Source organism: Geodermatophilus sp. URMC 61 (assembly GCF_052931555.1).
Genome location: NZ_JBRFHZ010000002.1, coordinates 2,269,495 through 2,290,364 on the forward strand (window position 1 = coordinate 2,269,495; position 20,870 = coordinate 2,290,364).

The 20,870-nt window shown below is 75.4% G+C and carries 18 protein-coding genes; 10 read left to right on the forward strand and 8 right to left on the reverse strand.

The window, feature by feature from the left end; genetic code table 11:
* The first annotated feature begins 132 nt into the window (after positions 1–132).
* Genes ACU610_RS10470 through ddaH form a run of 5 tightly spaced genes read left to right on the forward strand, consistent with a single transcriptional unit; the run spans position 133 to position 6,226 of the window.
* Positions 133–1,158, forward strand: coding sequence for a 3-oxoacyl-ACP synthase III (locus ACU610_RS10470; protein ID WP_446767647.1), 1,026 nt, complete (start codon positions 133–135; stop codon positions 1,156–1,158).
* Positions 1,155–3,734 carry an alpha/beta fold hydrolase gene (locus ACU610_RS10475; protein WP_446767648.1) on the forward strand — a complete coding sequence of 860 codons (2,580 nt, stop codon included), beginning with the start codon at positions 1,155–1,157 and terminating at the stop codon, positions 3,732–3,734. The genes ACU610_RS10470 and ACU610_RS10475 overlap by 4 nt, the downstream gene beginning before the upstream one ends.
* The gene (locus ACU610_RS10480; RefSeq protein ID WP_446767649.1) at positions 3,731–4,720 is read left to right on the forward strand and encodes an NAD-dependent epimerase/dehydratase family protein; all 990 of its coding nucleotides are present in this window, start codon (positions 3,731–3,733) and stop codon (positions 4,718–4,720) included. The genes ACU610_RS10475 and ACU610_RS10480 overlap by 4 nt, the downstream gene beginning before the upstream one ends.
* A 37-nt stretch (positions 4,721–4,757) precedes the next feature.
* Complete coding sequence (locus tag ACU610_RS10485) at positions 4,758–5,408, forward strand: maleylpyruvate isomerase family mycothiol-dependent enzyme (protein ID WP_446767650.1); 651 nt, start codon at positions 4,758–4,760, stop codon at positions 5,406–5,408.
* A 53-nt stretch (positions 5,409–5,461) separates the two neighbouring features.
* Positions 5,462–6,226, forward strand: coding sequence for a dimethylargininase (ddaH, locus tag ACU610_RS10490; RefSeq protein ID WP_446767651.1), 765 nt, complete (start codon positions 5,462–5,464; stop codon positions 6,224–6,226).
* Between the two features lie 8 nt (positions 6,227–6,234).
* On the opposite strand, the gene ACU610_RS10495 is transcribed toward ddaH, so the two are convergent.
* From ACU610_RS10495 to ACU610_RS10505, 3 genes are read right to left on the reverse strand one after another with little or no spacing between them, the layout of a single operon-like run.
* The gene (locus tag ACU610_RS10495; RefSeq protein ID WP_446767652.1) at positions 6,235–7,737 is read right to left on the reverse strand and encodes a mannitol dehydrogenase family protein; all 1,503 of its coding nucleotides are present in this window, start codon (positions 7,735–7,737) and stop codon (positions 6,235–6,237) included.
* 49 nt (positions 7,738–7,786) lie between these two features.
* Entirely contained in the window at positions 7,787–8,869 is a 1,083-nt protein-coding gene (locus tag ACU610_RS10500; protein WP_446767653.1) for a LacI family DNA-binding transcriptional regulator, read from the reverse strand.
* A 36-nt stretch (positions 8,870–8,905) separates the two neighbouring features.
* Positions 8,906–9,634, reverse strand: coding sequence for an SDR family oxidoreductase (locus ACU610_RS10505; RefSeq protein WP_446767654.1), 729 nt, complete (start codon positions 9,632–9,634; stop codon positions 8,906–8,908).
* Positions 9,635–9,838: 204 nt separating this feature from the next.
* On the opposite strand from ACU610_RS10505, the gene ACU610_RS10510 reads away from it, so the two are divergent.
* Complete coding sequence (locus ACU610_RS10510) at positions 9,839–10,537, forward strand: nucleoside/nucleotide kinase family protein (protein ID WP_446767655.1); 699 nt, start codon at positions 9,839–9,841, stop codon at positions 10,535–10,537.
* 88 nt (positions 10,538–10,625) lie between these two features.
* Here the strand turns inward: ACU610_RS10510 and ACU610_RS10515 are convergent, their stop codons facing one another.
* The 4 genes from ACU610_RS10515 to ACU610_RS10530 are packed head-to-tail and all read right to left on the reverse strand — an operon-like array spanning position 10,626 to position 14,635.
* Positions 10,626–11,627, reverse strand: a complete 1,002-nt coding sequence (locus tag ACU610_RS10515) for an ABC transporter substrate-binding protein (RefSeq protein ID WP_446767656.1) — start codon at positions 11,625–11,627, stop codon at positions 10,626–10,628.
* Positions 11,624–12,730 (reverse strand): ABC transporter permease, encoded by a 1,107-nt coding sequence (locus ACU610_RS10520; protein WP_446767657.1) that lies wholly within the window; start codon positions 12,728–12,730, stop codon positions 11,624–11,626. Before ACU610_RS10520 ends, ACU610_RS10515 begins: the two co-directional genes overlap by 4 nt.
* The gene (locus tag ACU610_RS10525; RefSeq protein WP_446767658.1) at positions 12,727–13,485 is read right to left on the reverse strand and encodes an ATP-binding cassette domain-containing protein; all 759 of its coding nucleotides are present in this window, start codon (positions 13,483–13,485) and stop codon (positions 12,727–12,729) included. Before ACU610_RS10525 ends, ACU610_RS10520 begins: the two co-directional genes overlap by 4 nt.
* Positions 13,486–13,513: 28 nt before the next feature.
* Complete coding sequence (locus ACU610_RS10530) at positions 13,514–14,635, reverse strand: LacI family DNA-binding transcriptional regulator (protein ID WP_446767659.1); 1,122 nt, start codon at positions 14,633–14,635, stop codon at positions 13,514–13,516.
* Between the two features lie 239 nt (positions 14,636–14,874).
* Between ACU610_RS10530 and ACU610_RS10535 the strand changes: the two genes are divergently transcribed.
* From ACU610_RS10535 to ACU610_RS10550, 4 genes are all read left to right on the forward strand, one after another.
* The gene (locus tag ACU610_RS10535; protein ID WP_446767660.1) at positions 14,875–16,137 is read left to right on the forward strand and encodes an AGE family epimerase/isomerase; all 1,263 of its coding nucleotides are present in this window, start codon (positions 14,875–14,877) and stop codon (positions 16,135–16,137) included.
* A gap of 67 nt (positions 16,138–16,204) precedes the next feature.
* Positions 16,205–17,011, forward strand: a complete 807-nt coding sequence (locus ACU610_RS10540) for a class II fructose-bisphosphate aldolase (protein WP_446770716.1) — start codon at positions 16,205–16,207, stop codon at positions 17,009–17,011.
* Between the two features lie 66 nt (positions 17,012–17,077).
* A complete protein-coding gene (locus ACU610_RS10545; protein WP_446767661.1) occupies positions 17,078–18,016 on the forward strand; it encodes a 1-phosphofructokinase family hexose kinase in 939 nt (312 codons plus the stop codon).
* Positions 18,013–19,416, forward strand: coding sequence for an FGGY-family carbohydrate kinase (locus ACU610_RS10550; RefSeq protein WP_446767662.1), 1,404 nt, complete (start codon positions 18,013–18,015; stop codon positions 19,414–19,416). Before ACU610_RS10545 ends, ACU610_RS10550 begins: the two co-directional genes overlap by 4 nt.
* A 33-nt stretch (positions 19,417–19,449) precedes the next feature.
* Here ACU610_RS10550 and ACU610_RS10555 read toward each other — a convergent pair whose 3' ends face one another.
* Positions 19,450–20,733 carry a 3-deoxy-7-phosphoheptulonate synthase gene (locus ACU610_RS10555; protein ID WP_446767663.1) on the reverse strand — a complete coding sequence of 428 codons (1,284 nt, stop codon included), beginning with the start codon at positions 20,731–20,733 and terminating at the stop codon, positions 19,450–19,452.
* Positions 20,734–20,870: the final 137 nt, after the last annotated feature.

The window sequence follows — 20,870 nt, forward strand, 5'->3', positions numbered from 1 at the left end:
ACGGACAGGCGGCCGGCCGACGCCCGGGGGCCGTACACCTGGTGGAATAGCGTCGTACGGCACGGGTAGTGCGCAACGAACGAGGGCGGCCGCGACCAGGGAGTCGGCCCTTCCGAGGACTGGATCCCACAGATGAGCAGCAACGCCACACGCAGGTTCACCAACACCGCGGTCCTGACCGTCCAGACGGAGGACGCCACCCGGGTGGTCGGCTCCGACGCCTTTGACGACGCGCTCGGGGAGACCTACCAGCGGGTGGGGCTGCGGCGCGGACTGCTCGAGCGCCTCGCCGGCATCCGGGAGCGCCGCTGGTGGGCCGACGGCGTGACGTTCGTCGACGGGGCCGCCATGGCCGGCGCCAAGGCGATCAGCGAGAGCGGCGTCGACCCGTCGTCCATCGGCCTGATGGTCAACACCTCGGTGAGCCGCCGGTACCTGGAGCCCTCGACGGCGGTCGCGGTGCACCACGCGCTCGGCCTGCCGCGCTCCTGCCAGAACTTCGACGTGACGAACGCCTGCCTCGGCTTCGTCAACGGCATGGAGTTGGCGGCCGCCATGATCGACTCCGGCATGGTCGACCACGCCCTGATCGTCAACGGCGAGGACTCCCGGCCGGTGCAGGAGCGCACCCTCGAGCGGCTCAACCGCCCGGACACCGTGTCCAAGGACGTGCTGGCGCAGTTCGCGACCCTGACCCTGGGCTCGGGCGCGGTCGCCATGGTCCTCGGGCGCGCCGACCGGCACCCGGAGGGGCACCGCCTGGTCGGGTCCGCGAGCCGGGCGGGCAGCGAGCACCACGAGCTCTGCGTGGGCGACAACGACGAGATGCGGACCGACCTCAAGGGCCTGCTCGACGCCGGGCTCGGCCTGTCCGACGAGCTCTGGGCGGACGCCGCCGGTGAGTTCGACTGGGCCCGCGGCATGAGCCGGTACATCGTCCACCAGGTCTCCAAGGTGCACACCAAGGCCATGTGCGACCGGTTCTCGATCGACCCCTCCCTCGTGCCGACGACGTTCCCGACCCGGGGCAACCTCGGCCCGGCGTCGGTCCCCTTCACGCTGGCCGGCCAGCAGGACTCACTCGTCAGTGGCGACCGCGTGCTGCTCATGGGGATCGGCTCGGGCCTCAACGCCTCCTGCCTCGAGATCGCCTGGTGAGGGCGGCCGACCCGACGCCCGCCCTGCCGGCGCTCCCGGGACTGGACCCGGCCTGGTCCCGGCTCGTCACCGTTCCCGACGCCGACGGCGCCGAGCACTGCTGGCACGTCCTCGACAACGCCGTCCGCGAGCCGGTCGGCACGCTGCTGTGCGTCCACGGCAACCCCACCTGGTCCTACCTGTGGCGCCGGCTGCTGGCCGCCGCCCCACCCGGCTGGCGGGTCGTCGCCCCCGACCAGCTCGGCATGGGGTGGTCCGACCGGCTGGACCGACCGCGGTTCCTGCGCCAGCGGGTGGCCGACCTCGGCGACCTCACCGCGGTCCTGGGCGTCACCGGCCCGGTCGTCACGGTCGGCCACGACTGGGGCGGGGTCATCTCCCTGGGCTGGGCGCTCGAGCACCGGGACCAGCTGCAGGGCGTCGTCCTGGCCAACACGGCCGTCGCCATGCCCGAGGGCGACCTCGGGCCGGCCCTGATCCGGCTGGCGTCCGCGCCGGGGGTGCGCGCCGCGGTCACCGTGGGCACCCCGGTGTTCGTCTGGGCCACGACGGCGCTGTCCCGGCCGGCGCTGCCCGCCGACGTCCGGCGCGCCTTCGCGGAGCCCTACCGCTCGCCGGCGCGGCGACGGTCGGTCGGTGACTTCGTCGCCGACATCCCGTTCTCCCCCGGACACCCGTCCCGCCCGGTGCAGGAGGCGATCGCCGGGGGCATCCGCACGCTCGACGTCCCGGCGCTGCTGCTGTGGGGCCCCCGCGACCCGGTGTTCGGCGAGCGGTACCTGGCCGACCTGCGCGGCCGCCTGCCGCAGGCCCGGCTGCACCGGTACGAGGGCGCCTCCCACCTGCTCCCGGAGGACGCACCGCAGTACGCCCAGGCCGTGGCGCAGTGGGTGGTCGACCTCGACACCGACGTCCGCACCCCCGCGCGGCCGGCGGTCCCGGCGGCCGGCCGCCGGCTGTGGTCGGCCCTGGACGAGCGGGCGGACGACGACTCCCCCGCGGTCGTCGAGGTCGGCGGCGCGACGGTCGGCTGGTCGCAGCTGTCCCGGCGGGTGGCCCGCCTCGCCGCCGGGTTCGCGGCGTCCGGCGTCCGCCCGGGCTCCCGCGTCGCCCTGCTGGTGGAGCCCTCGGCCGACCTGACCGCGACCGTCTACGCGGTGTGGCGGGCCGGGGGCGTGGTCGTCGTCGCGGACAAGGGCCTCGGGCTGGCCGGGATGCGCCGGGCGTTGCGCAGCGCCGGGGTCGACCACGTCGTCGGCAGCCGGGCCGGTCTGGCCGCGGCCCGCCTCATGGGTCTGCCCGGCGCCCGCACCGCCGTGGGTCCCGTGGGACGGACGGCGCTGCGCGGCCTGGGCGCCGCCGCCACGCTCGCCGACCTGGAGGCCCTCGGCCGGTCGGCACCGGCGCCCGCCGAACCGCCGCTGGACGGCGACTGCGCCGTCCTGTTCACCTCCGGGGCGACCGGGCCGGCCAAGGGCGTCGTCTACACGCACCGCCAGGCGGCCGCCCAGCTCGAGCTCGTGCGGTCCACCTACGGCCTCACCGCCGACGACCGGTTCGTGGCGGCGTTCGCGCCGTTCGCGATCCTCGGGCCGGCGCTGGGCATCGGGTCCGCGGTGCCGGACGTCGACGTGACGGCGCCGGGCTCGCTGACCGCCGCGGCGCTGGGCGACGCCGCGGCCGCCGTCCACGCGACCGTGGTCTTCGCCTCCCCGGCGGCGCTGCGGCGCGTGGTGGCCACGGCGGCGGACCTCTCGCCGCGACAGCGCACGGCCCTGGCCCGGGTCCGGCTGCTCATGTCCGCCGGCGCGCCGGTCCCGGCGTCCCTGCTGCGGTCGCTGCAGGCGGTGCTCCCCTCGGCCGACCCGCACACGCCGTACGGGATGACCGAGGTCCTGCCGGTCACCGACGTCTCGCTCGCCGGCATCGAGGACGCCGGCACGGGCGACGGGGTGTGCGTGGGCCGGCCCCTGCCCGGCGTCGACGTGCGGGTCAGCCCGCTGTCCCCCGACGGGCGGGCCGACGGCGAGCCGACCGACCGCCCGGACGTCCCGGGTGAGGTCTGCGTGCGGGCCGCGCACGTCAAGGACCGCTACGACGCCCTCTGGGCGCTGGAGCGGTCGACGTCCCGGAACCCCGGCTGGCACCGCACCGGGGACGTCGGGCACCTGGACGCGCAGGGGCGGCTCTGGATCGAGGGGCGGCTCCAGCACGTGGTCCCCACGGCCGCCGGGCCGGTGACGCCCGTCGGGATCGAGCAGCGGGTGGAGGCGGTCGACGGCGTGTCGGCCGCCGCGGCCGTCGGCGTGGGACCCGCCGGGGCACAGGTCGTCGTGGTGGTCGTCGTGCCGTCCGGACGTCGGCCCCAGCTCGGTGGCCGGCCGGCGCGACCGACCCTGGCCGGGTCGGAGCTCGCCGACGCCGTCCGGGCGGCCGCGGGCGTCGACGTGGCCGCGGTGCTGACCACCTCCCGGCTGCCGGTGGACGTGCGGCACCAGTCGAAGGTGGACCGGGGCGAGGTCGCCCGCGGGGCCGCGCGGGCGCTGGCCGGCGCACGAGCCCCCCGCCGACCGTGAGGGTGCTGGTCACCGGGGCGAGCGGGATGCTCGGCCGGGCCACGGCCACCGGGCTGCTCCGGCGTGGGGACGAGGTGACGGTGCTGCAGCGTCGTCCCGCCGGCCTGCCGTGCGCGGAGGTGCTGGGGGACGTCGCGGACCCGGACGTCGTCGCGCGGGCCGTCCGCGGGCAAGACGCCGTGCTGCACCTGGCCGCGAAGGTCGACGTCACCGGTCCGTGGGCCCAGTACGCGCACGCCAACATCCAGGGCACCCGGGCCGTCCTCGGCGCGTGCCGGGCCGCGGGCGTCGGCCGGCTGGTGCACGTCTCGTCCCCGTCGGTGGCACACGCCGGGACGGCCCTCGTCGGGGTCGGTGCCGGACCCGCCGACCCCGCGCGGGCCCGCGGCCGCTACTCCCGCTCCAAGGCCGTGGCCGAGCTCGACGCGCTGGCCGCGGACTCCCCCGCGCTGGCCGTGCTGGCCGTCCGCCCCCACCTGGTGTGGGGCCCGGGCGACACCCAGCTCGTCGGCCGCATCGTCGAGCGGGCGCGGGCCGGGCGGCTGCCGGTGATCGGGTCGGGCGCGGCGCTCATCGACACCACCTACGTCGACAACGCCGCAGCGGCCCTGATCGCGGCCGTGGACGCGTGCGGACCGGTGCACGGCGAGGCGCTGGTCGTCTCGAACGGGGAGCCCCGCCCGGTCGCCGAGGTGCTCGACCGGCTGTGCCGGGCGGCCGGGGTCCCGGGGCCGCGCGGCCGGGTGCCGTTCGGCGCGGCCTGGGTCGCCGGCGCCGCCGCGGAGGCCGTCTGGGCGGGAACGCGCCGGCGGTCGGTCCCGCCGCTCACCCGCTTCCTCGCCGAGCAGCTGGCGACCGCCCACTGGTTCGACCAGCGGCGGACGCGGGCCGCTCTGGGCTGGCGGCCCGCCGTGGGCCTCGACGAGGGGTTCGCCCGTCTGCGCACCTGGTACCTCGAACACGACGCCTCCTCCGTCCTGTCCTGACCGACGAGTTCACGCGGCGGCCGGAGTCGGGACCCCCATGAGCACCCCGACCGGCCTGTCCCGTGCCGAGGTCGACGCGGCGGTGGCCGCCGAGCGGCACCGCGTCGCCGACCTCGTCGCCGACCTGACCGCCGACGAGTGGGCGGCGCCGTCGCTGTGCGCGGCCTGGACGGTGCGCGACGTCGTCGCCCACCTCACGGTCACGACCCGGCTGACCGTGCCGCGGCTGCTGCGGGCGGCGGTGCGCGCGCGGGGCAGCTTCGACCGGATGGAGATCGACCTCGCGGCGGAGCGGTCGGCGGCCCACCGCCCCGAGGAGCTGGTCGCCCAGCTGCGCGAGAGCGCCGGATCCACACGGCGGTTCCCCGGCAGCACGCCGAGGGACCCGCTCATGGACCTGGTCGTGCACGGTCAGGACATCGCGCGACCCCTGGGTCGGCGTCACGTGTCGCCTCCGGACGTCGTGGCGGACTGCCTGGCCTACGTCGCTCCGAACCGGTTCATGGGCGGCCCGCAGCGGCTGGCGGGGGTGCGGCTGGTGTCGACCGACACCGGGTGGACCCTCGGCGACGGCGCCGAGCTGCGCGGTCCCGACGTCGACCTGCTGCTCGTGGCGGCGGGACGACGGGCCGGCCTCGCCGCGCTGGAGGGACCCGGTGTCGCGGTCGTGGACGCGCGCCTGGGCTGAGGGCCGCCCCGGCGCGGGGTCGGCCCCGTCGCCGCCCTGCCACGATCCCCCGCATGCAGAAGCGCGCCCTGGTCCGCCATCCCGGCCCCCGGCTGGCCGACGGCCTGGTCACCCACGTCCCCCGCACACCCGTCGACGGGGGGCTGGCGCTGCGCCAGTGGCAGGGCTACGTCGACGCGCTGCGGGCCGAGGGCTGGGAGACGGTCGAGGTCCCGCCCGCCGACGACTGCCCCGACGCGGTGTTCGTGGAGGACACGGTCGTGGTCTACGGCGACCTGGCGGTCGTCTCCCGACCGGGCGCGGACGAGCGCAGGCCCGAGACCGCGGGCACCGAGGAGACCCTGGCGGCGCTCGGCTACCGGATCGCCCGGATCGAGGCGCCCGGGACGCTCGACGGCGGCGACGTCCTGAAGCACGACGGCACCGTCTGGGTCGGCCTCGGCGGGCGCACCGACGAGGCCGGTCTGGCGCAGCTCGCCGCGCTGCTCGCTCCCCTGGGCGCGCAGGTGGTGGGCGTCCCGGTCACCCGCGTCCTGCACCTGAAGTCCGGCGTCACCGCGCTGCCGGACGGCACGGTGGTCGGGTTCGAGCCCCTGGTCGACGACCCCGCCGTCTGGCCCGCGTTCCTCGCCGTCCCCGAGGCGGAGGGCTCGCACGTCGTCCTGCTCGACCGCGCCACGGTGCTGATGTCCACGAGCGCGCCGGCCACCCGGCACGTGCTCGAGGAACGCGGCCTGCGCGTGGTCGCCGTGGACCTGACCGAGTTCGAGAAGCTCGAGGGCTGCGTGACCTGCCTGTCCGTGCGCCTGCGCGGCTGACCCCGGGCTCAGCGCGGGCGGTCGGACGACGGACCGACGACGTGCGCGACCGCACCGCGGGCGCCCCACCGGTCCAGCAGCCCGGCCGCGTGCAGGTACGCCCGCCGGAAGCGCTCGTCGTCGCCGAGGTCCCCGAAGACGTCCCCGAGCTCCAGGACGGCCGCAGGGTTCTCCCGCCGGCGCCGCAGCAGCGGAGCCATCCGGTCGAGGCGGGCGTCCACCACCTCGATGCGCCCTCCCCCCTCGTCCTCTCCCGTGGCGTAGCGGGCCCAGCCGGCCACCGCCAGGGCCGCGACGTCGATCGGTCCGCCGAGGCGCAGCTGGTCGCGCACCACGGGGAGGACGAACGTGGCGATGCGCTCGGAGCCCTCGGCGCAGTTCCGGGCCAGGGTGTCGCTGACCGCCGGGTTGGCGAAGCGGTCGAGGAGGACGCGCCGGTAGCCGGCGAGGTCCGTGCCGGGGACCGGGGGCAGCGTGGGGGTGGCCTCCTCGCGCACGTACCGGTCGACCAGCTCGACGAACAGCGGGTCGGCCATGACCTCGTCGACCCGGCGGTGGCCGGCGAGGTGGCCCAGGTAGGACATCACCTGGTGGCCGGCGTTGAGCAGCCGCAGCTTCACCAGCTCGTACGGGCGCACGTCCTCGACCAGCTGGACCCCCACCTCCTCGAGGGGCGGCCGGGTGTCGCTGAAGGAGTCCTCCAGCACCCACTGCAGGTAGGGCTCGGCCACGACCGGCCACCGGTCCCCGATGCCGGTCTCGTCGGCCAGCCGGGAGCGGTCGTCGTCGGTCGTGACCGGCGTGATCCGGTCGACCATGGAGCTGGGGAACGCGACGTGCCCGGCGATCCAGCCGGCGAGGTCGTCCCCCGTCCGTGCGTCCTGCAGGCGGGCGAACTCGACCAGGGTCTGTCGCGCGAGCGCTCCGTTGTGCTCGACGTTGTCGCAGGAGACCACCGTGAAGGGCGGCGTCCCCGCGTCGCGACGCCGGCGCAGCGCCGCGGTGAGCAGACCGAACGCGGTGCGCGGACGCTCGGCCGCGAGGTCGGCGCGCAGGGCGTCGTCCGGCCGGAACCGCCCGGTGGACTTCTCGGTGCTGTAGCCGCCCTCGGTGATGGTCATGGTGACCAGGTGGGTCGACGGCGCCGCCATGGCGGCCACGACGGTCTCCGGGTCGTCGTCCACCAGCAGCAGGCGCAGCAGCGAGCCCACGACGGCCGGCTCGATCGACCCGGTCGGGTGCTTGAGCACCAGGGTGTAGAGCCCGTCCTGGGCACGCAGCGCCTCGTGGAGCACGCGGTCGGCGGCGAGGACCCCGACGCCGGTGATGCCCCAGTCCCCGTGGCCTCGGGCGAGCAGCCGGTCGAAGTAGACGGCCTGGTGCGAGCGGTGGAAGCCGCCGACGCCCAGGTGGACGACGCCGCTCCTGGCCGCGGCACGGTCGTAGCCCGGTCGCTGGACCCGTTCCGGCAGCGCGGTCAGGGTCGTCTCCCGCAGCGGTGTGGCGGTCACGGTCGGTGTTCCCTCCTGGGTGCGGTGGTGCGGCGACCGGGGACGAGGGTCAGGCGGAGGAGCGGCGGCCGGGACGCGAGGCCGTTCCCGCCGCCGGCTCGAACCGGGAGACGCTCGTGTCCAGCTCCGGCGCCGAGAAGGGGAACAGGCCCGCCGCGTGGGCCTCGGCCCGGCACGACTGGCGCTCGACGAGCCGGACGGACAGGACGGTGCGCCGGGGCGGGGCGCCCTCCGGTGCGCCGAGGCGCTCGACGACGCGCTCGGCGGCCAGCCGGCCCAGGGCGGCGGGGTCCTGGTCCACCACCGTGAGCGCCGGCGAGAGCATGTTGGCCATCGGGAAGTCCCCGAAGGCGACGACGGCCCAGGTGGTCCCGGCCAGCTCCGGGACCAGCGCCATCGTCGTGCGCGCGTCGGCGCTGAGCAGGGCGGTCGGCGGCGGGGACGCCCTGGCGAGGCGCGGCACCACCCGCCCCGGCGCGGCGTCGTCGGAGTCGCGGAAGGCGACGAGCTCGTCCCGCACGACGAGGCCGGCCTCCGCCAGCGCCGCCCGGTGACCCGCGAGGCGGGCAGCGGTCGTGGGCACCTGCGGGCTGTCCCCGACGAAGGCGATCTCGCGGTGGCCGTGCGCGACCAGGTGCGCCGTGGCCATCCGCGCGCCCTCGTGGTCGTCCTCGGTGATCGTGTCGGCCGCCAGGCCCCGCGGCGGGCGGTCGACGAAGACGACGGGCAGGCGCGAGGTCCACCGGCCGAGGTGGCCCTGGTCGGGCGAGGTCGGCGCGACGACCAGCCCGCTGAGCGGCCGGCGCAGGAGCGACTCCAGCGCTCCCCGCTCCCGCTCGGGGTCGTAGCCGAGGCTGCTCACCACGACCGACATGTCGTGCGCCGCCGCGACGTCCTCGACCGCCTTGGCGACGAGGGCGAAGAAGGGGTCGGCGATGTCCGGCACCGCCACGCCCAGGACCGGCGCGCCACCCGCACGGAAGGTGCGGGCCAGCGCGTTCGGCACGTACTGCAGCTCGCGCAGCGCCTCGGTGACCCTGGTCCGCGTCTCCGGCAGCACGTGGGGGTCGTTGTTGACCACGCGGGAGACGGTCTTGGCGCTCACCCCGGCCCGGGCGGCCACGTCCCGCATCGTCGCCACGGTCGGCTCAGCGGACGCCGAGGACGCTCAGCGGCACGTGTAGCCGCCGTCGACGGGCAGCGAGACGCCGCTGATCATCGAGGCGTCGTCGCTGAGCAGGAAGACGATCGGCGCGGCGATCTCGTCCTCCGTGGCCCACCGGCCGAGCGGCATCTGCTCGAGGAAGGGCCCCTCGATCTCCGGGCGCCCCCAGTAGAACGCCGACATCTCGGTCATCACCACGGTCGGGTTCACGCTGTTGACGCGGATCCCGTACCTGCCGAGCTCGAGGGCCGAGACGCGGGTGATGTTGTCCAGCGCCGCCTTGGAGGAGCCGTAGGAGATGTGCCCGTTGAGGGCGACGAGGCTCGCCTGGCTGGACACGTTGACGATGGCGCCACCACGACCCAGCCGGATCATCGATGCGGACGCGTACTTGGTGACGAGCAGCGCGCCGCGGGCGTTGATGCTGATGACCTTGTCGAAGACGGCGATGTCGGTGTCCATCGGCGTGGCGATCTCCCCGCCGAAGCCGCCGCAGTTGACCACGCCCCAGAGGTCCAGGCCCTCCAGCGCCGCCCGGATGCTCTCCTCCGACGTCAGGTCGAACGGCAGCGGGCGCGCCCCGGTGTCGGCCGACAGCTGCTCGAGCGCCTCGACGGACCGACCGCTGGCGATCACGTCGGCCCCCGCGGCGGCCAGGCGGCGGACCGTCGCCCCACCGATGCCCCCACTGGCTCCGGTGACCAGGACGGTGCGGCCCTCGAAGTCGGTCATCTCAGCGCTTCTCCCCTGGAGTTCGATGCGGTCGCCTCCCTCCGGGCGGAGCGGCGCCGGCACCGATGCAACCACAGGGACGACGTCGATGTCATCGGTGTCATGCAGCCGCCTTGACACCGGTGTCACGCTGTCCGGGTCGCGCCCCTGCCGGGGCCCGTGGCGACGCCACGGACGTGCGACCCAGGGAGGGGGACGTCGCCGGTGCAGGAGGCAGCCGGCACCGCCGGAGCGGGCGCGCCACCCGTCGTCCGTGAGACGGTGCAGCAGTTGGTGGACCGGGCCGCGGCCCTGGCGTCCGGTGGGCGGCGGCTGCTCGGGATCACCGGCGGACCGGGGGCGGGCAAGTCGACCGTCTGCGCGGCGCTGGTCGCCGCACTCGGCGAGCGGGTCGCGCTGGTGGGGATGGACGGCTTCCACTACGCCAACCAGGAGCTGCTGCGGCTGGGCCGCCGGGACCGCAAGGGCGCACCGGACACCTTCGACGTCGACGGCTACGTCGCCCTGCTGCAGCGGCTGCGGACGCCGCCCGACCGCACGGTGTACGGCCCCGTCTTCGACCGCGACCTCGAGGAGGCCATCGGCAGCGCCGTCCCGGTGCCCCCGGACACCCCTCTCGTCCTCACGGAGGGCAACTACCTGCTCGTGCAGGGCCACGGGTGGGACGCGGTCCGGCCGTGCCTGGACGAGATCTGGTACCTCGACGTGCTGCCGGAGGTGCGCGCACGACGACTCCTCCGTCGCCGCCTGTCGCACGGCCACGAGCGCCGGGCCGCCGAGGACTGGGTGCAGACCGTCGACGTGCCCAACGGAGAGGTCGTCGAGGCCTCCAGGGAGCACGCCGACCTCGTGGTGCACCTCGACGTCCCCGAGCTCTCGGCCGAGGAGGAGCTGCCGGGCTGAGCCCCGCCTGCTCCGTCCCCGACGGACCCCAGGAACGCGCACGGCGCCCCGCTCCCGGGCCGGGAGCGGGGCGCCGTGGGTCGGTGGGTCAGCAGCTGGACCGGTACACCGCGTCCTGGTTCTCGTCGAGGTTGTCCTGCGTGATGATCGTGAAGCCGGTCTGGATCTCGGCCTGCGGCTGCTCGCCGTTGAGCGCGGCGACGACCTGCTCGAGACCCTGACGGCCGATCTCCGCGGGCTGCTGGGCGACGAGGGCCTGCACGGTCCCCGACTGCAGCGCCTCGACCTGGGCCGGGCCGGCGTCGAAGCCGACGACGGTCACCTGCTCCTCGGCACCGGCCTGGCGCAGACCGGTCGCCGCACCCTCGGCCGCGAACAGGTTCGTGCCGAAGATGCCGATCAGGTCCGGGGTGGCCTGGAGCGTCGAGGTGACGATCCGGGCCCCCTCGGCGGGGTCGTTCTGCGCGTACTGCGTCGGCAGGGCCGTGAACTTGGGGTCCTGGGCCAGCGCGTCGAGGAAGCCCTTGATGCGGGCCTCGTTGGTGCTGATGCCCGGCTCGTGGCCGACGACGAGGACGGTGCCGCCGTCGGGGTTGGCCTGCTTGATGGCCTCGAAGGCCGCCGCGCCGCCGCCCTCGTTGTCCGAGGCCACCTGGGTGACCGCCATCGACGGGTCCTCGAGGGTCGTGTCCACGAGCCCGACGGTGATGCCGGCGTCCGCAGCGGCCCGGATCGGCCGGTACATGCCGCTCACGTCCGTGGGGGCGATGAGCAGGCCGTCGGGCTGGCTGGCCACGACGCTGTCGACGATCGGGGTCTGCACGGCCGGGTCGAACTGCTGCGGGCCCTGGACGGTGACCTCGACGCCCAGCTCCTCGGCGGCCTCGCGGATGCCGCACTCCATGGTGATGTAGAACTCGTCGCCCGCGACGCCCTGGACGAACGCGACCTCGTAGCTCTCACCGCCACCGCCACCGCCACCGCCGCCCCCACCGGACGCCGAGCCGCCGCCGTCGTCCCCGCCACACGCGGCGAGGCCGAGCACGAGCGCCGAGACCGCGGAGATCCGGACTGTGGTCCTTCTGTTCACTGTGCTTCCTTTCGACGTGCCCGGGCTGGGCGGGAGAACCGAGAGGCCACCGATCTGCGGGCACTGGCCCCGCGGGCCGCTGCGGCCCGCCGGACCTGGTCCACGTAGACGGCGACGATGAGGAACGCCCCGACGACGACCTGCTGCCAGAAGGGCTGGACGCCCATGATCACGAAGCCGTTCTGCAGGACGGCCGGGATGAAGAGGCCGACGACGGTGCCGGCGATCGTCCCGATGCCGCCGAAGAGGCTCGTGCCGCCGATGACGACGCCCGCGATGACGTTCAGGGCGGTGTTGGACTGGCCGGCGATCGTGGTCGACGCGAAGAAGGCGAGGTTGAGGATCCCCGCCAGCCCGGCGCAGAAGCCGGCCAGCGTGTAGACGAGGACCAGGTGCCGGTCCACCCGGACGCCGACCCGCCGGGCGGCCTCGTCGTTGGAGCCGACGGCGTAGGTGTAGCGGCCGAACCGGGTCCGGTGCAGCAGCACGGCGCCGAGCACCACGACCACCAGGGAGATCAGCGACAGGTACGGGATCTGCCCGAACAGGCGCCCGAAGCCGATCGTGTCGGTGAGCACCGTGGGCGCGCCGCGGACGTCGATCCCGCCGGTGATGATCTGCGCGCCGCCGAGCGCCATGCCCAGGGTGCCGAGCGTGACGATCAGCGGCGGCACCTTGGCCTTGGCGACGAGCACGCCGTTGAGCAGTCCCCACAGGACGCCGGACACGCAGGCCACCAGGGCGCCGACGAGGGAGACACCGACCCCCTGGCCACCCAGGGCCTCCATCGTCTTGGCCGCGACCACGCCGCTGAAGACCAGGACGCTGCCCACGGACAGGTCGATGCCGCCGGTGATGATCACGAACGTCATCGCCACGCCGATGATCGCCAGGATCGAGACGTTGACGACGATGTTGCGGAAGTTGTTCACCGACAGGAACGCGTCCGGCTCCGCGATGCTGAACAGCACGATGAGCACCAGCAGCACGGCGAGGATCTGGAAGGCCTGCGCGCCCAGGAGCCGCTGCAGCGGTGTCTTCGGGGCCTCCTCGTCCGCGGGGGCGGGCCCGGCGGCCTGCTGCTGACCCGTGGCCGCGCTCACGCCGCGTCCTGGCTGATCGCCCCGGTCATGGCACCGACCAGCTCCTCCATCGAGGTCTGCTTCGCGTCGTAGGTCGCGACCCGCCGTCCCAGCCGCAGCACCTGGATGCGGTCGGCCACCTCGATCACGTGCGGCATCGAGTGGCTGATGAAGACCACGGCGATGCCGCGGTCCCGCACCCGCCGGATGAGGTCGAGCACGTTGCGGGTCTGCACCACACCCAGCGCCGCCGTCGGCTCGTCCAGGAAGATCACCCGGCTGGCCCAGGCGGCCGCGCGCGCCACCGCGATCTGCTGGCGCTGGCCACCGGACATCGACCCGACCGGGGCGCTGAAGTCGCGCACCGTCGCCCCGAGGTCGTCGAACGCCTGGCGGGTCCTCGTCCGCATCTGGGCGTGGTCCATGAAGCCCAGCCGGCCCAGCAGGCCGGACCTCATGACCTCCCGGCCCAGGTACATGTTCTGCACCGGGTCCAGGTGCGGAGCCAGCGCGAGGTCCTGGTAGACGGTCTCGATGCCCAGCGACCGCGCGGCCGCCGGGGAGTCGAGCGTGACCGGCCGGCCGTCGCTGAGGATCTCCCCGGAGTCCACCGCCAGGGAGCCCGACAGCGCCTTGACCAGCGTGCTCTTGCCCGCGCCGTTGTCCCCGATGAGCGCGACGACCTCGCCCAGGTCGACGTCGAAGTCGGCGCCGTCGAGGGCGCGCACGTGTCCGAACTCCCGGCGCAGGCCCCGGGCCTCCAGGGCCGCGGTCACGGGGCGTCCTCCCGGTTCTGCGGGGACGTCATGACCGACCCCTTCCTTCCTGTGCCATCTCTCGCTCCCTGTCTGGCTCCTGCTGTGCCGGGGCGTCCGGCCGGCGCCCCGGGTCGTCCTCGTGCGCCGCGCGAGATCCCGGCGGGCCCGCCGGCGGGGGGAGCTCGCCGGACCCGCGCTGCACCAGGCGGACCGGCACCACCACGGTCTCGGCGGGGGCGTCGGGCTCGGCGAGCCGCCGGAAGAGCTGCTCCGCCGCGGCTCGGCCGACGGCCTCGGGCTCGTGGTCGATGACCGTGACCGCCGGCACGAGGGAGTCGGCCATGGGAAAGTCGTCGAAGCCGACGACGGCCACGTCGGTCCGGCCGCTGCTGTGCAGGAAGGGCACGAGCCCCAGGGAGCACCGCATGTTCGAGGCGAAGACGGCGGTGGGCGGCTGCGGACCGGCGAAGAGCTGCTCCGCGGCCTCGCGCGCGGCCCCCGCCGTCCCGGCGCCCAGGGCCACCAGGGCCGGGTCCTCCGGCAGCCCCCGCGCGGCCAACGCGCGGCGGTAGCCCTCGAGCCGCAGGCGCGTCGTCGGGTTCCGGGTCTGACTGCCGAGGAAGGCGACCCGGCGGTGGCCGTGGTCGAGCAGGTGCCGCGTGGCCGTCTCCGCGGCGCCGAGGTCGTCGACGACGACGGCGTCGCCGTCCATCCCGTCCGGCCGGCGGTCGACGAACACGATCGGGGTCCGCTGCCGCGACTCCTCGAGATGCGCGGAGGTCTGTGCGACGGGCACGACGATGAGGCCCGCGACCTGGCGCACGAGCAGGCTGCGGACGACCACGGCCTCTCGCTCCGGCAGGTCGCCGACGCTGGAGATCATGACCGCCAGGCCGCGTTCGAGCGCCGCCTGCTCGACGGCACTGGTGAGCCGCGCGAAGAACGGGTCGGCCAGGCTCTCGACCACCAGCCCGATGGCGTCGGCCCGCCCCACGCGCAGGGACCTGGCGACGAGGTTCGGCTCGAAGCCCAGGTCGTCGATGGCCTGCTGCACCCGCTCCCGGGTGCTGGGGGTCACGTGTGCGTCGCCGTTGACCACCCGGGAGACCGTCTTCGGGCTGACGTCGGCCACCCGGGCGACGTCGCGGAGCGTCACCGGCCTGGACACGCAGCGCCCCTCCGCACACCCCTGCCGGACGGCCGCTGAGGACGGCGGCGACCGGGACCGACGGACACGGCGCCCCCCTCCAGGGCTCGACCGGACATGGCGCGCGTCACTAAACTCGCCCGTGTCAACGATGTCAATGCCGATCCGGCCGGCCGGCCACCTGGGTTGCCGGGGGCTAGGGTCCCTGCGCTGACCACCCCCGGTCAGCCCCGACGAGCCGCTGACGGAAGAGGAGTCCGATGACGACGACCGGGTCCACCGAGGTGTCCGGCACCTGGGTCCGACTGGCGTCCCACCGCGCCTGGCTGGACGCCGAGGGCGAGAGGCTCCTCAACTTCGCCGAGGGCGCGGGAGCGGCTCCGACCGGGTTCGGCTGGCTCGACGACCACGGCCGGCCCGACCCGGACCAGGGCCCGCACCTGTGGATCACGGCCCGGATGACCCACGTCTTCGCCCTGGCCGCCCTGCGCGGCCGCCCCGGCGCCGGGCCACTGGTGGACCACGGCCTGGCCGCCCTGACCGGTCCCTTCCGGGACGTCGAGCACGGGGGCTGGTACTCCGCGCTCACCCCCGCGGGGGAGCCCGAGGGCACCGGCAAGGCCGCCTACGACCACGCCTTCGTCGTCCTCGCCGCCGCCAGCGCCACCGCGGCGGGACGGCCGGGCGCCGCCGAGCTGCTGGCGGAGGCCCTCGCGGTCGTCGAGCAGCACTTCTGGCGGCCGGACGAGGGCCGGTGCGCGGAGAGCTGGGACCGGGACTGGACGACCCCGGAGCCCTACCGCGGCGCCAACAGCAACATGCACATGACCGAGGCCTTCCTGACCGTGGCGGCGGTGACCGGAGACACCCGCTGGCTGGAACGGGCGCTCAGCATCGCCGAGCGGCTGATCCACCGGGCGACGCGGGAGAACGGCTGGCGCCTGCCCGAGCACTTCGACGCGGAGTGGCGCGCGCTGCCGGACTACAACGCGGAGCGCAAGAACGACAAGTTCCGCCCGTACGGCTCCACCCCCGGGCACTGGCTCGAGTGGTCGCGCCTGCTGCTGCACCTGGAGGCGGCCCTGCAGGACGCCGGGCGGCAGGTCCCCGACTGGCTGCTGGAGGCCGCCCGCAGCCTGTTCGCCGCGGCGGTCGAGGTGGGGTGGGCCCCCGACGGGCAGCCCGGCTTCGTCTACACGCTCGACTGGGAGGACCGCCCGGTGGTCGCCTCCCGGCTGCACTGGGTGCTCACCGAGGCGATCGGTGCGGCCGCGGCGCTGCACCGGCGCACGGGCGAGGCGGAGTACGAGCGCTGGTACCGGACCTTCTGGGACGAGGCCGTCGCGCGCTACACCGACCGGTACCGGGGCAGCTGGGTGCACGAGCTGCCGGTCGGGGACACCCCGCCGGTCTGGTCGGGCAAGCCGGACGTCTACCACGCCTACCAGGCGGTGCTGCTGCCGCAGCTGCCCCTGGCGCCGGTGCTGGCCGGGAGCCTCCGGGCAGCGCTCGAGCGCGACTGACCCGCTGCCGCACCCGACACCCGCACCCGAGGAGCACGCCATCCCACGCGCAGCCCTGACCGACGTCCTGTCCTCCGCGCAGCACGAGCGCCGCGGCGTCGGCGCCTTCAACGTCATCCAGGTCGAGCACGCCGAGGCGATCGTCGCCGGGGCGGAGGCGGCGGGACGGCCGACCGTGCTCCAGCTCAGCGAGAACGCCGTCCGCTACCACGGGGCCCTGACCCCCGTCGGGCGGGCGGTGCTCGCGGTGGCCGACGCGGCCGACGTCCCGGTCGTCGTGCACCTGGACCACGCCACCGGGGTCGAGCTGGTGGAGGAGGCGCTCGGCCTCGGGTTCACGTCGGTGATGTACGACGGCTCGACGCTGCCGGTCGAGGAGAACCTCGCCACCACGCGCCGCGTCGTCGGGCGGGCGCACGGCCTCGGCGCGTCGGTCGAGGCGGAGATCGGTGAGATCGGCGGCAAGGACGGCGTCCACGCGCCCGGTGTCCGGACCCGCCCGGAGGACGCCGCCCGGTTCGTGCAGGAGACGGGCATCGACGCCGTCGCGGTGGCGGTGGGCAGCTCCCACGCGATGACCGAGCGCACCGCCCGGCTCGACCTGGACCTGATCACCGCGATCCGCGACGCCGTGCCGGTGCCGCTGGTGCTGCACGGCTCCTCGGGCGTTCCCGACGACCACCTGCGGGAGGCCGTCACCGCGGGCATGACGAAGATCAACATCTCGACGCACCTCAACGCCACCTTCACCCGCGCCGTCCGCGACGCACTGGCCGCGGACCCCGCGCTGGTGGACCCGCGGAAGTACCTCGGGGCCGCGCGGACGGCGACCGCGCGCGAGGTGGAGCGCCTCGTGCGCCTGCTCGCGGACTGACCCGCACCCACCCGGCCGACCCCAGGAGGACGCCCCGTGCACGGACCCGGCCCGACGGTCCACGTCGTGAGCCCCAACCCCGCGCAGGACCGCCTGCAGGTGGTCCCCCGGCTGGTGGTGGGCGAGGTCCACCGGGCGACCGAGGTCGTCAGCCGGCCCGGGGGCAAGGGGATGATCGTCGCCCGCGGCGTGGTGCGGCTGGGCGGCCGGGCCGCGCTGCACGGCTTCGTCGGCGGCCCGGTGGGCGCCCAGATCTCCGCGGGCTGCCGCGAGCTGGGGATCGAGGACCGGCACGTCCGCATCGCCGGGGAGACCCGGGTGACCACGGTCCTCGTGGACGCCTCCTCGGGCACTTCCACCGTGGTCAACGAACCGGGCCCGGAGGTGGCCGCCGGCGACGTGGAGTCGCTGGTCGAGGGGCTGCTGGCTGCGGTGGCCGAGGGCGACCTGGTGGTCTGCACGGGCAGCCTGCCCCGCGGCGTGGCTCCGGAGCTCTACGCGCGGTGCGTCGGCGACCTGCGCGGGCGCGGGGTCCGCACCGTGGTGGACACGTCGGGCGCGGCGCTGGCACTCGCCGTGCGGGCGGCCCCGGACGTCCTCAAGGTCAACGAGCAGGAGCTGCGCGCCGACGCCGGCCTGGCCGGAGAGGAGGACGACCCGGCCGACCTCGACACCCTGATGCGGCGGGTCCTGGACGTCGGGGCCGGCGCGGTCGTCGTCACCCGCGGTGCGGACGGGCTGTCCTACCGGTCGGCGGCCGAGGCGTGGGACGTCACGGCACCCGCCGTCCCCGTGGTGAACGCGACGGGCTCCGGCGACCTGATGCTGGCCGGCTTCGTCACGGCCCTGGCGCACGGGGAGGACGTCGAGACGGCGCTGCGCACGGGCGCCGCGGCCGGTGCGGCCAACGCGGCCCGGCTCGAACCGGACCTCAGCGGGCCCGACGAGGTGCGCGAGCTGCGGGCGCGCGCCGTCGCCACCGCCGTCCCGGCGGTGCACCGGTGAGCACCACCTTCCTCGGGATCGACGTCGGCTCGACCCGCACCAAGACCGTCGTGCTGGGAGCCGAGGGCTCCACCGCCCTCGCCGCGGCCGCCGCGCCGACCCCGCAGGGCGAGGCCGGCGGCGTCCCGGTGCACGTCCCCGAGGCGATCCGGGACGTGGTCGTGGGCACCGCCCGGCGGGCGCTCACCGAGGCCGGCCCCGAGGCACGCGCCCGGCTCGGCGGCATCGCCGTGACGTCGGTCGGCGAGGAGGCGGTGCTGCTCGACGCCGGGGCCCGACCGGTCGGGGACGTGCCGACGTGGTTCTCCGGGGTCGGCCACGACACCGCGCGCCAGCACGCCGACGAGCTCGACCGCCGAGCCCCGATCACCGGGCTCCGGCACCCCGAGTACACCGTGCACGTGCTCGCCTGGTGGGCAAACACCCGTCCCGCGCAGACGCGGACGGCGACGACCCTCACCGACCTGGGCAGCTGGCTGATCTCCACGCTGGGTCCCGGTGAGCTGGTGATGGACCACTCGCACGCCTCCCGGACCGGGCTGTTCGACGCCCCCACCCGGTCCTGGCGACCCGAGGCCCTCGACGTCGTGGGGACCGGGCACCTGACCCTCCCCCGGCTGGTGCCCTCGGGCACCGTCGTCGGCGAACTCGGTCCCGACGTCGCAGCAGCGCTCGGCGTCGCACCCGGGGTGCCCCTGGTGACGGGTGGGCACGACCACTTCTGCGGCGCCCTGGCCGCCGGCGCGCGCTCGCCGGGTGACCTGTACATCTCGGCGGGGACCTCCGAGGCCCACCTCCTGGTGACCGACTCGCTGGACCCGGCGGCCACCGCCGACAGCGAGGTCGGCTGCTTCGTCACCGACGGCCTGTACTACCTGCACGCGGCGCTGCCGTCCGGGGCGCTGTACCAGACGTGGACGCGGCTGCTGGGGCTCGACCCGGCCGCTCCGCTCGACGCCCTGCTCGACTCCGAGCCGGTCGGCAGCCGCGGGGTCCGGGGCAGGCTCACCGCCGACCGCCGGCTGTCCCTGGACGGCGTGCCGGTCGACGTCTCCCCCGCCACGCTGGTGCGCGCCCTCATGGAGACGACCGCGCTCGCCTCGCGCGAGCTGACCCGCGACCTCAGCCGCACCGCCGGGCGGCCCGTCGCCCTCCGCCTGCTGGCCGGGACCCCCGTCGCCTCCGCCGCCTGGCGGGAGCTGCGCAGCCTCCTCGGGGAGGGCTCGGCCGCGTTCGTCGACGCCCGCGAGGCCACCGCGCTCGGCGCCGCCCACCTGGCCGCCCGCGGGGTCACCGGGCAGCTGCCGCCACCGCTCCCCCGGAGGGCACCGGACCCGGAGGTCTCACCGGCACGCCGCGCGGACTACGCCCGCGAGTTCGGCGAGACCACCCCGCCGTGAGCCGGGCGGGTTCTCCGCTCCGGCGCGGCGCCGTCACCGGTGCGCGGCGGGACGGACCCTGGCGTCGGCACCCCGCCGTGCCCGGACTGCCTCGGCCAGCTCGGCCAGCATCACCTCGGTCGTCCCGGGGTCGACGCAGGCGTCGGTGACGCTCAGGCCGTACTCCAGCCTGTCGGGGTGCCGACGGTCCAGGTCCTGCCGTCCCGCGACCAGGTTGCTCTCCACCATCACGCCGCGGATGGCCTGCTCCCCGCCCGCGACCTGCCCGGCCAGGTCCCGCACGACGTCGATCTGGCGCCGGTGGTCCTTCTGGCTGTTGCCGTGGGAGGCGTCGACGACCACCACCTCCGGCAGCCCGCGCTGCGCCAGCTTCTGCTTCGTGTCGGCGATGTGCGCGGCGGAGTAGTTGGGGCCGTCCTTGTCCCCGCGCAGGATCACGTGGGCGGTGTCGTTGCCGGTCGTCGACAGCTGGGCGCTCACCCCGTGGTGGTCGACGCCGAGGAACTCGTGCGGAGCCCGCGCGGTCAGCACGGCCGAGACGGCGGCCTCGACGCTCCCCTCCGGGGAGTTCTTGAAGCCGACGACGGAGGAGAAGCCGGACACCCGCTCCCGGGCGGTCTGGTCGGTGACGTTGCGGGCGCCGACGCCGTTGTAGGTGGCCAGGCCGTTGACGTACTGCGGCGTGAGCGCGTTGAGCGGCTCGGCCGCCACGGGGACGCCCAGGGCCGTGATGCGGCACATGAGGATCCGCGTGGCGACCAGGCCGACGCTGATCCGGCTGGACCCGTCGAGGAACGGGTCGTAGGCGAACCCCTTCCAGTCGACCTCGGTCCGCGGCTTCTCGGTGTAGGTCCGCATCAGGATCTCGAGGTCGTCCCCGTGCCGCTCCCGCATGCGGGCGAGGAAGGCGGCGTACTCCAGCGCGGCCTCCGGGTCGTGGATCGAGCAGGGGCCGGCGATGACCGCCAGGCGGTCGTCGCGGCCGGTGACGACGTCGGTCATGGCGCGACGCCCGGCTCTCGTCGTGGCGGCGGACTCCGCCGACAGCGGGACGACGGTCGCGACCGCGGCCGGGGTGACCACGACGCTCAGGCCGGTGATCCTGGCGTTCACCAGGTCGGAGAGGTCGACGACGTCCGCCTGCGAGACGCCGAGCCGCTGCTGGACCTCGGGCAGCAGGTCCGTCAGCGCGACGTCGATCTGCGCGTTCACCCGTGTCTGGACGTCGAGCAGGAGATCGGCGATCCGCGTCGCCTCGTCCAGGATCTGGTCAGCCGGAATGGTGGCCTCCTCCGTCGTTCCCGCTCGTCGAGCCAACCACAGGCTCCGCCCGTGGCACGGGAGCCGCGGCTGCCTGCGACCGCACATCGTGACCGGCCCTCGACGCGCCGCTGTGGGCAGCGGCAGGATCCCCGGTGACCCACCGTCCTCACCCGAGGACACGAGGGGGTGGG

Coding starts and splice junctions, on each gene's coding strand:
- ACU610_RS10485 (WP_446767650.1), top strand. CDS start 4,758: ATGAGCACCCCGACCGGCCTGTCCCGTGCCGAGGTCGACGCGGCGGTG.
- ACU610_RS10470 (WP_446767647.1), top strand. CDS start 133: ATGAGCAGCAACGCCACACGCAGGTTCACCAACACCGCGGTCCTGACC.
- ACU610_RS10535 (WP_446767660.1), top strand. CDS start 14,875: ATGACGACGACCGGGTCCACCGAGGTGTCCGGCACCTGGGTCCGACTG.
- ACU610_RS10500 (WP_446767653.1), bottom strand. CDS start 8,869: ATGCGGGACGTGGCCGCCCGGGCCGGGGTGAGCGCCAAGACCGTCTCC.
- ACU610_RS10505 (WP_446767654.1), bottom strand. CDS start 9,634: ATGACCGACTTCGAGGGCCGCACCGTCCTGGTCACCGGAGCCAGTGGG.
- ddaH (WP_446767651.1), top strand. CDS start 5,462: ATGCAGAAGCGCGCCCTGGTCCGCCATCCCGGCCCCCGGCTGGCCGAC.